Source organism: Emticicia oligotrophica DSM 17448, from assembly GCF_000263195.1.
GTDB classification, from domain to species: domain Bacteria; phylum Bacteroidota; class Bacteroidia; order Cytophagales; family Spirosomataceae; genus Emticicia; species Emticicia oligotrophica.
This window is the reverse complement of the sequence record NC_018748.1, coordinates 2,131,284-2,143,486: the sequence shown is the minus strand read 5'-3', so window position 1 is coordinate 2,143,486 and position 12,203 is coordinate 2,131,284. Positions and strand designations below refer to the sequence as shown.

General features: G+C 39.4%; 8 protein-coding genes and 2 rRNA genes. 3 read left to right on the top strand and 7 right to left on the bottom strand.

Going from position 1 to position 12,203, the window contains the following annotated elements; all coding sequences use genetic code 11:
• Positions 1 to 112 precede the first annotated feature (112 nt).
• On the top strand, positions 113 to 454 hold the full coding sequence (locus tag EMTOL_RS08850) for a DUF3471 domain-containing protein (RefSeq protein WP_015028935.1): 342 nt from the start codon (positions 113 to 115) through the stop codon (positions 452 to 454).
• Positions 455 to 509: 55 nt separating this feature from the next.
• Here EMTOL_RS08850 and EMTOL_RS08845 read toward each other — a convergent pair whose 3' ends face one another.
• The 5 genes from EMTOL_RS08845 to bamJ form a co-directional block, all read right to left on the bottom strand.
• Entirely contained in the window at positions 510 to 1,091 is a 582-nt protein-coding gene (locus tag EMTOL_RS08845; RefSeq protein ID WP_015028934.1) for an LOG family protein, read from the bottom strand.
• 183 nt (positions 1,092 to 1,274) lie between these two features.
• The gene (locus EMTOL_RS08840; RefSeq protein ID WP_015028933.1) at positions 1,275 to 2,183 is read right to left on the bottom strand and encodes a DUF72 domain-containing protein; all 909 of its coding nucleotides are present in this window, start codon (positions 2,181 to 2,183) and stop codon (positions 1,275 to 1,277) included.
• 66 nt (positions 2,184 to 2,249) lie between these two features.
• Positions 2,250 to 4,259 carry an alpha-amylase family protein gene (locus EMTOL_RS08835; RefSeq protein ID WP_015028932.1) on the bottom strand — a complete coding sequence of 670 codons (2,010 nt, stop codon included), beginning with the start codon at positions 4,257 to 4,259 and terminating at the stop codon, positions 2,250 to 2,252.
• Positions 4,260 to 4,410: 151 nt separating this feature from the next.
• Positions 4,411 to 6,477: a carboxy terminal-processing peptidase gene (locus EMTOL_RS08830; RefSeq protein ID WP_052315360.1), complete on the bottom strand. Its 2,067-nt coding sequence runs from the start codon at positions 6,475 to 6,477 to the stop codon at positions 4,411 to 4,413.
• Positions 6,478 to 6,535: 58 nt separating this feature from the next.
• On the bottom strand, positions 6,536 to 7,282 hold the full coding sequence (gene bamJ / locus EMTOL_RS08825) for a BamJ family beta-barrel-assembly machinery protein (protein ID WP_015028930.1): 747 nt from the start codon (positions 7,280 to 7,282) through the stop codon (positions 6,536 to 6,538).
• Between the two features lie 195 nt (positions 7,283 to 7,477).
• Between bamJ and moeB the strand changes: the two genes are divergently transcribed.
• Positions 7,478 to 8,530 carry a molybdopterin-synthase adenylyltransferase MoeB gene (gene moeB / locus EMTOL_RS08820; protein WP_015028929.1) on the top strand — a complete coding sequence of 351 codons (1,053 nt, stop codon included), beginning with the start codon at positions 7,478 to 7,480 and terminating at the stop codon, positions 8,528 to 8,530.
• A 15-nt stretch (positions 8,531 to 8,545) separates the two neighbouring features.
• Complete coding sequence (locus tag EMTOL_RS08815) at positions 8,546 to 8,989, top strand: hypothetical protein (RefSeq protein WP_015028928.1); 444 nt, start codon at positions 8,546 to 8,548, stop codon at positions 8,987 to 8,989.
• Between the two features lie 87 nt (positions 8,990 to 9,076).
• On the opposite strand, the gene rrf is transcribed toward EMTOL_RS08815, so the two are convergent.
• Together rrf and EMTOL_RS08805 are read right to left on the bottom strand one after the other, a co-directional pair.
• A 5S ribosomal RNA gene (gene rrf, locus EMTOL_RS08810) occupies positions 9,077 to 9,188 on the bottom strand.
• A 77-nt stretch (positions 9,189 to 9,265) separates the two neighbouring features.
• A 23S ribosomal RNA gene (locus EMTOL_RS08805) occupies positions 9,266 to 12,076 on the bottom strand.
• Positions 12,077 to 12,203: the final 127 nt, after the last annotated feature.

The window sequence follows — 12,203 nt, the reverse complement described above, 5'->3', positions numbered from 1 at the left end:
ATTTGAATATTTCGATTTTATTACGGCAAATTTACTGCTAATAAATTGTTTTGTATTTATGAGTAAATAACTTTTATTTGTTAGTAATTTCTATTCAAAACCTATTAAAGACATGAAAAAACTCATTTTCACTTTTCTCATTATTTGTTTGGGCTTTCATTTTGCTTCTGCACAAACAAGCCCCAGCGATTCCCTGCAACAATACGTAGGTACTTATAAAGTAAAAGATAGCAATCCGTTTGCTACTTATAAGGTAAAATTGGTAGATGGTCACCTTACTGGGGAAGCCGATGACTATGGGGCAAATAAGTTGGTTAAAAAGCCTGAAGCAGATAAGTTTCAATCAACGAGTTCGTATGGTTCGATTATTACTTTTACGCGAAACTCCGACAAGAAAATCAACGGTTTCAAAATGGAAATTCAGGGAACCGAGTTGGAAGCCACGAAAGAATAATCAAGTATATAGTAAACCCCAATTAATGTAATTGGGGTTTTGATTATTCAAATAATTAGATTTGCTCTCTATTCAACCATTTTTCTTGGTAGTTAGGTTTAAATGCTTCCATTTTTGAAAATAATTCATCAAGATTATCAGCCACAAGCAATAATTTTCGATTTTCGGGCTTCAAAAATCCTTCTTCTACCATCACATCCAACTGCTTCAATAAATTGTCATAGAAACCATTTACGTTTAAAATTCCAATCGGTTTTTGGTGTAGCCCCAACTGCGACCATGACAAAATCTCAAAAAGTTCATCCATACTACCATAGCCTCCGGGCAGTGTGATAATTCCATCACAAAGCTTTTCCATCAAAGCTTTTCGTTCATGCATGGTTTCCACTTTATACATTTCAGGTAGATTTTTATGCCCAACCTCCATTCTATCTAGAAAATGTGGAATAATACCGGTTACATGCCCATTATTAGCTAAAACCGAGTCAGCTACAATACCCATTAAACCTAAGCTTCCTCCACCATAAATCAATCGAATATTTTTCTCAGCCAGTTTTTTACCAAGCTGTTCAGCAGTTTCTTTATAAATTGGTTTGGTGCCAGGATTAGCACCGCAGTAAACTAAAATTGCTTCCATCGTTTGTCTTTTATATTTGTTATAAAGTATATGAGATAAACCTTAAAAAATAAAACCCAACGAAACGTCGGGCTTATTTTGTTCGCTAAATTTGTCAGGAAAAAAAATCTTTGTTGTACTGTGGATATATTATTCTAATAAAGTGCAAGTTATAGACTTGCCTATAATTATGCAACATTTTTTTCAAAACAGGCTTCCCTGCACTGCTTGCGGCATTATTTTAGGTTCTTTGATTGCAAGTCTATATTTCGCATTAATTGTATTTATCCAATATTTTGTGAGTTCTGGAGCAAATTCATTCTCTCCACAATGCACAAAAATAAATGCACTATTTAGTCCAGCATCAAGCCATTTTTTTAATCTTTCACACCAATCATCTACTCTCGTGTAATCGGTAGGGTGTAATTCGTTCCCTACAAACCTTAAGGTTAGTTTCGGAATTGTTAACGTTGTATGCAGTACATCTCTTCTTCCAGAAACATCTGAAATGACAGTTCCTACGTTCAACTCTGCTAACATTTCACAAGTTTTCGCCCAAATATTTTTATCACTAAACCAATCTTGGTGCCGAAATTCTACTGAAACAGGAAAACCTTTGGGTAGCTGTTTCAAGAAAGCTTCTAAACTTTTCAAGCGTCGAGGGTCAAAGGTTGGAGCAAGCTGCAAAAAAGTCATTCCGAGGTGGTCTCCAAGCCCTAAAATAGCTTCACAAAATTGTTCAGTCAGAAACTCACAACCAATTAGTTGTCTATCATGGCTGATAGCTTGCGGAAACTTCGGGCAAAACTTAAATCCATCTGCAGCTGATTCTTTCCACCGTTCAACTGTTTTAGACGTTGGAATTTGATAATGGGTCACATTTAACTCGATTGTATTAAATTGTCGAGTATAGTAATACAAAAAATCTTTATCTTTTGCATTTGAAGGATAAATCTTTCCAATCCAATCTTTATTTGCCCAAATTGGTGGGCCAAAATATAACTCAGGTTTACTTACTTTTGGTGCTACCGCAAGCGTTTGGGCAGTAAATGGGTTATCGGCTGGAAGCGTAAAATCTACTTTCGAAATATCTTGGAGTTTTCCAAAATCCATTAATTCTATAAAATTATAAGAGCCTCAAACTTCTCCTCGCTCGAAACTTTTCGGATAAAAATATTCTTAATCACCTAGGCTATAAACTCTACATTCATGCTGCCAACTGTAATGAGCAGTACTAAAAATAAGATTTAATGGGTGATTAAATGTTTTTTCATGTAATAAATCCTCGTTTATTACATATTGTGGATCGAGATTGACTACAAAAATATACTTCGGATTATCTTTCAGAGTCCAAATCATCAATTTTTGTTCTTGTGTAGGATACAAAAGCCAATTTACGTCACGTCCCTTTATTTCATCCCAAAGTCTCTCCGCCAATTGGTGCATCTGCTGAAATAAACCAAACTGATAATGGTTTTTTCCCCAAATAAATGGCCCATGTGTTACTTTATCTCGGTCATTATCATCACGAATAGCAAATACGTATAACTTCGTATATTCTTCATTTAATCCTCGTTCAAGATGCATATTGCGAGTTTCAAACCCTAAACCTACATAACTTGGCATATCGGTTAGGAACAAGGAGACAAACAAACGGGTATAATTTGCTGTACGGTAAAACTCATCAAAGCGAGGGTCATCCTTATCGGCGGTCATCACCGTGAAATTAGGAGCAAACCTTCTTGTCCTGAGCAAATCGTAGTATTTTACAAATTTCTGCATAAATTCTTGCGAACCTACTATTGAAGATTGCAAATCACCTAAGGTTGAATCTGCATCAATAGCCTCAAGGTGGTCATTTTCATCTCCATACCCCATAAAGTCTGGTTCAACTAAAAATGTTTCAGCAAAAAAACCAAAGTATTTTACGCCTTTATTTTGCACATAATGCTTTACTGCCATGAGTGGGTCATAATACTTATCTGGATTTGCTGGTACACCCGTTGAGCGTGGCTGCACGTGAGCCATATCTCCTCGCATAAAGTCAAGGTTATATTCACGTTGACAATCATATACTTTCTGACAGAAATACTCCCAAACCTGTTTATTAGGGTTTTCAAAATCTAATTCCCAATTTGAATTATCATCTTTTGAGTGATAGAACTTATAACGCGTTAAAGGGCCAAAAACCCTCGACATTGCCTGTGGTTCATCAAATTCATAGGTGTACCAACGATTGCCATTTTCATCAAGGACAAACTCTTCCGAGTTAATATGCAGGCCTCTGTAAGGTGGAGCCATGGTCATTGGCAGAGTCTCGTAGCCTTGGTATATCAACTCGTGCATAAGCTCAACCCTACGGCGTAAACGTCTTTCTGTGTCATCTTTATGACCAAAAATAATTTCAAGTCGTTGGGCATCATTCAAAATCGGAATTTCAGGCGAAAACAATGTGTTTTTAGAGTATGAAATTGGCGTACCGTTGGCCGTTCCATTTCTACCCAAATAATGCCAAATAATTTCCTCAATTTCTCGATAAATGGTTTCAGAATTACTCGTTATTCTACAACCAACTCTTCTAACCCATTCAAAAAATCTAGGATAGGCAATAACCATTTCTGAAAAACGGTCAGTATGTGGAATCACATCCATGCCAACACTTTTCCCCATGGCGTGTAAAATATTCACCACAAACCTCAATTGTTTCTCAACAGTATTTAAGGCTGGTATTGCAATAGCTAGCTCTGAACTATAAAATTCTTTATTGATATTAAAGCTAGTCATACCATAAAGGCTACCTACTACACCAGGCTCCCAAATGGGTAATAAGTGTATCGAATCTTGTGCTTTAGGAAGCGTAAACGCATATTTAATGACGTTAAAAAAGTTATGAATAGTACGTACGTTTATACCAACCATATTAGATTTTTTCAGCCAAGTAGAATCTGTGTGATTTTGCAGTGGACTTTCAATACCTTTTTCGGGGTCAATTGCTCGTTGAATAATGTCTGTGCCAAAACGGCGTTGAAGTATATCTAAAACTTCATAAACATTAAGTTGCACAGCAATTTCGGGTAAAAGGTTTTCGATGTACGACGTCTGGTGTGAGGTATATTTATCTTTATATAAATAATGATTCTGACGCCACAAATCAAACATCGAAGCTTGTGTATAAGTATCAGGTGTCATCGAATTTCATCATAGGTTATATACAAAATTATGAAATACCCTCAACAAATTGCACTCTAATCAATAAAAATTTAAAAGCCCCACTCGAACTAGTCAAGTAGGGCTTATTTCGTGAGCTCTAGTTATCTATAATTAGCTAAATACATTCCTCTTATTTTGGATTTGTGATTAAATCACAAAGTATTCTTTCGGCTTCCGTCAAAATAAGGTCTTTCTCCTTTTCATCTTTCTCGCCAGCACTCAATTTATTAACGGCTTTTCTGCGTTTTTCATTTTCGTCACGCTCTTGTTTACGTTTGGCTTCATTGAGCGAAATTACTGTAATATCTTTAATCTTACGGTACTCATCTAAATCATCTGTTAACTGTTTCAACTCTTGGTCTGATTTCAATCGAGCTTGATATTTTTCTTGTAGCTTAGCAATAACCTTATCGTTGATGACTGTTGTTTTTTCGTAGTCTGAAGTTTTGATTTGGTCATAAGGTAATGCACTTGGCTGCGAACTTTCTCCCATTTCTTCTGGGTCAAAAGGCGTAGGTAATTGAATATCTGCTGATACCCCTTTACGTTGCGTACTATTACCAGTTATACGATAAAACTTCTCAGTGGTCAGTTTTAATTGCCCGTATCTTTCTTTTTGGTCAAAACCAACAGTAGCTTTTTTATCTGTTGACGCTGTGCGGGGAGACAATAAGAATTGGTCTAAATCAACCAATTGCTGGACGGTTCCTTTACCAAATGATTGTTCTCCAACAATTACACCACGTTTATAATCTTGAATTGCACCTGCAAAAATTTCAGATGCCGATGCACTAAAACGATTTTGAAGAATAACTAATGGGCCACCATAAACAACTTCTGGGTCAGTATCGCTTTCTACATCAACACTTCCGTTATTATCACGTCGTTGTACAACTGGTCCTTTCGTAATGAATAATCCAGTTAGGTTAATCGCTTCCGTTAATGAACCGCCTCCATTGTTGCGTAAGTCTATCACTACCCCATCTACGCCTTTGGCTTTAAATTCTGTCAAGAAACGTCTGACATCTTTGGTTGTACTTTGAAAATCTCCACCACGGCGGGCATCTTCAAAGTCACGATAAAACATCGGAATATCAATTACCCCAAGCTTATAATCTTTACCGTCTTTTTTCATCGGTACAACTTTACCCTTGGCAACAGCTTCTTCAAGTTTTACCTTTTCACGAACTAAACGAAGCTCTTTTGTAGGCGAACCCGCAGGTGCATCACCTGGTAATAATCTAACACGCACAACTGTTCCTTTTGTACCGCGAATTAGTTTCACCGCATCATCTGTCAACCAACCAACAATGTCTTGCCATTGACCATTTTCACCTTGTGCAACTGCCACAATTCTATCATTCTTTGTAGCCTGACCGCTTTTAAACAATGGCCCTCCTGGAATAATCTCGGCAATTTTCACATAGTCACCTTCATTTTGTAACGAAGCACCAATTCCTTCAACCGACTGGCTCATTTCAATATTAAATTGAGCCGCTGTACTCGGAATCATGTAATTTGTATGTGGGTCTATTGTCTCTGAAAAGGCGTTCATAAACGACTGAAACACATCATCAGCTCTCCACTTTGCTATTCTACTTTCCCAACGCTTGTAGCGGTCTTTTAGTGTAGCTATTGTTGCACTATCTTTACTTCCACTTAGCTTCAAATCAAGAACTTGGCTTTTTACAATCTTACGCCAAACATCGTCTAACTCTGCCGTATTTTTTGCCCATGTAGCTTTATCACGATCAGTTTCATACGATTCATCAACTGTAAAATCGAATGGCTTATCTAATAAGCCCATGATAAAATCGTGGCGTTCTTTATAGCGTTTACGATAAAGGTTAAACACCTCAAACGGTGCGGTTAAATCTCCTTCAAGTAAGTTTTCATCAATGCTGTATCTGTATTTTTCAAATGATTTGATATCACTTTCAAGTAAATACGAATGTCCACCATCAACATCTTTTAAAAAATTATCCCATACTTTTGCCGAAAAATCATCGTCTAACTTAAACTTTTGGTAATGATGGTAGCTTAGAAACTGCGTAGCAAATTGCTCAACTTGCTCCTGCGTACGAGTTGGTTTTAAGTCGTTATAGCCATAAGTGGGCGACGAACTCTGATTTTGTGCTTTATTTTCAAAGCAACCAAAAAGACCAGTTAAGGTCAGCAAAACGATGATTCTTTTCATAATTTGTATCATAACCACCCTCGGGATTATGCAGCCCGCCCCATTAGGGGAGTTCTATTTATTTAACAATATCTAATAACTCTACTTCAAAAATCAACACTTGATTCGGACCGATACTCGGTGGACCTTGTGGACCATAAGCTAAATCAGAAGGAATAAATAGTTTCCACTTAGAACCTACTGGCATTAGTTGAAGAGCTTCAACCCAACCTTGAATTACTTGAGTTACTCCAAACTCTGCTGGTTCACCACGCTCTACTGAACTATCAAAAACAGAACCATCAATCAATGTTCCATGATAATGTACACGTACTCTGTCAGATGATGCTGGTTTCGCTCCATTACCCTCTTTCATAATTTGATACTGTAAGCCACTTGGTAATGTAACCACGCCAGTTTTAGTTTTATTTGCAGCTAAGAATTTATCACCAACTGCTTTGTTAGCAGCCCCTTTCTTCATAGATTCATTCTGAAAATATCCTTGAATATAGGCATTGGCAGCATTAGGTTCCATCCAAGTAGCTTGTCCTGCTAAAACTTGGTCGATTGCTTTGGCCATCATTTCTGAATTAACTTTCAAATTTTGTTGTTTTAAGTTTCCAGCGATATTCATTCCAATCGCATAACTTAATGAATCAACAGTATTTTTCATTCCATTATTAGTAGCTACCACAACCGATTTTACTGGTGCTGCTGGTTTAGTAACTGGTACTTTAGGTTTAGATGCTGGTGCTTTGCTCCCTTGTGCAAACGAGAGTTGTGTTATCAGAATAGTTGTAGCGAAAGCAATAATTGTTTTTTTCATTTCTTAATGATGTACTTATTAGAATTAAATTTTTTATGAATAACAAATAAACGTACTTTTAGTCTAAAAATTAGTATTTATATAAAAAAACTATGTAATAACGATAGATTTACGTCTGATTCTTGATAATAGTTCATGTATGGTGTATAATTTTAACATATTTTAATAAAATCGCTTCAAGTATTACTCATAAATATGCTTATTCCTGAAGAATTCAAACGTTATAACCGCCAAATGCTCATGCCAGAATTTGGTGAAGAAGGTCAAATAAAGCTAAAGAATTCAAAAGTTTTAGTGATTGGTTGTGGTGGACTCGGAAGTCCTATTTTACTATATTTAGCTGCTGCAGGAATTGGAACTTTAGGTTTAGTCGAAAATGATACCATTGATGAAAGTAATCTTCAAAGGCAAATTTTATATAGCACTTCCTCTGTTGGGCAATCTAAAATTGAGCAGGCGGCCAATCGTTTACATGCACTTAATCCTTTAGTAGATATCGAATTACACCAAACACGACTTACCACTCAAAACGCTTTAGAGATTTTCAGCAATTATGACCTAATCATTGATGGAACCGATAATTTCCCAACGCGTTATCTTGTAAATGATGCTTGTGTGCTGCTAAACAAACCTTTTGTCTATGGTGCTATTCACCGCTTTGAAGGTCAAGTTGCTGTCTTCAATTATAAAAATTCAGTTACATATCGAGATTTATTTCCTTCACCACCCCCTCCCGAACAGGCACCAAACTGTGCAGAAGCAGGTGTATTAGGTGTGCTACCCGGAATAATTGGTTCGATGCAAGCTTTAGAAGCAATAAAAGTCATCACAGAAATAGGGGAAACTTTAGCTGGAAAACTTTTTATTCTTGACACGCTTTCAATGCAGAGTAGAATAATTAAAATTCCAAAATCACCTGAAACACCCAAAATCACACAACTAATTGATTATGAGAGCTTTTGCGGCTTAAAATCTGCTAATGAGATATCATTCGAAGAGTTAAAGTTTTTGGATAATTATCAGTTGATTGACGTTCGAGAAACGCATGAATATAAGGTTCGAAATATTGGCGGTGAACTAATGCCACTTTCCGAACTTGAAAAACATATTACAAATATAAGTCGTGAAAAAACCGTAATTATTCATTGCCAAAGTGGCATTAGAAGTAAAAAAGCCATTAAAATATTAGAAGAAACTTTTGGTTTTAATAATCTCTTTAATCTAACTGGAGGAATTAATGCTATATAATTTGTTAGAATTTGTATGAAGAAAGTATTGTTAGAAAAAGTAAAAGAACTTTTAGAAAATAGAATGAAAACCTCATTTGAGGCGATGGAAGCAGCCAAAAACTCTGCTAATGAAGAAGGGAAAAGTTCGGCAGGAGATAAATACGAAACTGCTCGTGCTATGGGACAAATAGATCGTGAAATGAACGGAAGAATGTATGAACAAGCACGCCAAGAACGGCTTTCTCTAGATAAAATTGACCCCGATTTTACTCCTACAAAAGTAACTTTCGGGGCTTTGGTTGAAACAACTATGGGTCTTTTTTTTGTATCGGTTGGTGCCGGAATTATTGAAATTGAAGGTAAAAAAATTATGCTTATCTCTGCTCAGGCACCTGTTGGCCAACTAATTAATGGTCAAGAAGCTGGTTATTCCTTCACATTCAGGGGTTTAACTCAAGAGATATTGAGTATTTCCTGATATTCTTCGGGGGGTATTATTGTCTTTTTGAAGCCTATAAACAACTAAAAAAGGCAACCTTGTGAGCTGCCTTTTTGTTTAATGAAATCCTGGCGTCTACCTACTCTCCCAATTTTGACATTAGTACCATCGGCGGTGCGGGGCTTAACTTCTCTGTTCGAGATGGGAAGAGGTGAACACCCGCCCTATTAACACCATGAAGATTGTCTGAGCCTTAACTCAATATCTTTTAATTATTCATGACTTATGTTACAGAAAGATAAAATTATAATGTAAATAAAAGAGTCCTCGATTCATTAGTATTGCTCGGCTTAGTGTTACCACTTCTACACCTGCAACCTATCAACGTCATAGTCTATAACGTATCTCAATGGAAGACTCATCTTGAGGTGGGTTTCACACTTAGATGCTTTCAGCGTTTATCCCGTCCGTACTTGGCTACTCTGCCGTGCCCTTGGCAGGACAACAGATGCACCAGCGGTACGTCCAACTCGGTCCTCTCGTACTAAAGTCAGAACCTCTCAATCTTCCTACGCCCACCACAGATAGGGACCGAACTGTCTCACGACGTTCTGAACCCAGCTCGCGTGCCACTTTAATCGGCGAACAGCCGAACCCTTGGGACCTTCTCCAGCCCCAGGATGTGACGAGCCGACATCGAGGTGCCAAACCTCCCCGTCGATGTGAGCTCTTGGGGGAGATCAGCCTGTTATCCCCGGAGTACCTTTTATCCTTTGAGCGACGGCCCTTCCATACAGAACCGCCGGATCACTATACCCATGTTTCCATCCAGCTCGACTTGTATGTCTCACTGTCAAGCGACCTTATGCTATTGCACTCAACGCACGGTTACCAAGCGTGCTGAGGTCACCTTTGGAAGCCTCCGTTACTCTTTTGGAGGCGACCACCCCAGTCAAACTACCCACCAAGCGGTGTCCTCGTCTTTGACAAGTTAGAATCCAAATAACCAAAGGGTGGTATTTCAACGTTGGCTCCTGAACGCCTAGCGACGCCCATTCACAGCCTCCCACCTATCCTACACATCAGTTACCCGAATTCAACGCTAAGCTATAGTAAAGGTTCACGGGGTCTTTCCGTCCCGTGGCGGGTAAGCGGCATCTTCACCGCTACTACAATTTCGCCGAGCTCACAGCTGAGACAGTGCCCAGATCGTTACACCATTCGTGCAGGTCGGAACTTACCCGACAAGGAATTTCGCTACCTTAGGACCGTTATAGTTACGGCCGCCGTTTACTGGGGCTTCGATTCAATGCTTCTCTTGCGATGACATCCCCTCTTAACCTTCCAGCACCGGGCAGGTGTCAGGCCTTATACTTCGTCATTAAACTTAGCAAAGCCATGTGTTTTTGTTAAACAGTCGCCTGGGCCATTTCTCTGCGGCCTACTTGCGTAGGCTCCCCTTCTCCCGAAGTTACAGGGTTAATTTGCCGAGTTCCTTAGCTGTGACTCACTCGAGCACCTTAGGCTTCTCGCCTCGACTACCTGTGTCGGTTTACGGTACGGGTGGTTAATGGCTGAAGCTTAGCGGCTTTTCTTGGAAGCAATTCGACTCATTCGATTCAGCCTAAGCCTCCTCTCAACGCTCTATTCCGTCAGAACGTATAAATCTCCTCACTCCGTCCCCGCATCGCACCATCACCAGTGCAGGAATATTAACCTGCTTGCCATCGGCTTCTGCTTTCGCATTATCCTTAGGACCCGACTAACCCTCAGTTGATTGACGTAGCTGAGGAATCCTTAGTCTTTCGGTGTGTATGGTTCTCACATACATTATCGCTACTTATCCCTACATTTGCTTTTCTATACGCTCCAGCATACCTCGCAGTACACATTCGCCGCATATAGAATGCTCTCCTACCCAAGACTTACGCCTTGACTAAGCTTCGGTACTATACTTGATGCCCGTTTATTATCGATGCCCGCCCCGCTCGACCAGTGAGCTGTTACGCACTCTTTAAATGATTGCTGCTTCCAAGCAAACATCCTGGCTGTCACTGCAGTCAGACTTCCTTAGTTCAACTTAGTATAGATTTAGAGACCTTAGCTGTAGTTCTGGGTTCTTTCCCTTTCGGACTTGGACCTTAGCACCCAAGCCCTCACTGCCAAGTATATTATACCGCATTCGGAGTTTGTCAGAATTTGGTAGGATTTGACTCCCCCGCATCCTATCAGTAGCTCTACCTCGATATAACTCAACCTTGACGCTGTACCTAAATACATTTCGGAGAGTACGAGCTATTTCCCAGTTTGATTAGCCTTTCACCCCTACCCACAGTTCATCCAAAAACTTTTCAACGTTAACTGGTTCGGACCTCCATGTTGTGTTACCAACACTTCATCCTGACCATGGGTAGATCACAAGGTTTCGCGTCTACCGCCACCGACTATTCGCCCTATTCAGACTTGCTTTCGCTTCGACTACACTACTTAATAGCTTAATCTTGCCGGGGACGGTAACTCGTAGGGTCATTATGCAAAAGGCACGCCGTCACTGGACTTGCCAGCTCCGACCGCTTGTAAGCGTACGGTTTCAGGTTCTTTTCACTCCGATACTCTCGGTGCTTTTCACCTTTCCTTCACAGTACTAGTTCACTATCGGTGTCTCAGGAGTATTTAGCCTTGGCAGATGGTACTGCCGAATTCAGAGGGGATTCCACTGGTCCCCACCTACTCAGGATACTGCTCGTCCATTAAATCTTACGCTTACGTGGCTATCACACTGTTTCGCCAGGCTTCCCAACCTGTTCAGCTTAATCTAATATTCTAAATGCAGTCCTATAACCCCTACTTTGCCGTAACAAAATAGGTTTGGGCTTCTCCGCGTTCGCTCGCCACTACTTGCGGAATCACTGTTGTTTTTTGTTCCTCCGGTTACTTAGATGTTTCAGTTCACCGGGTTAGCTCCATCTTGGATGGTGATGACTCTTCAAGTCACCGGGTTGCCCCATTCGGAAATCTGCGGATTAACTTGTATGTGCCAATCCCCGCAGCTTATCGCAGCTTATCACGTCCTTCTTCGCCTCTGAGACCCTAGGCATCCTCCGTACGCCCTTTCATAACTCTTCTCATTATAATTTTATCTCTCTGCCAACATGTCAATGAACTCTTTTTAATCTCTACCAACCGCCTGCTATCTACCAAGCTGTGCTAAATAACAAACTTTTAGCTGGTTCAATTAAATTGTGGTATAAAT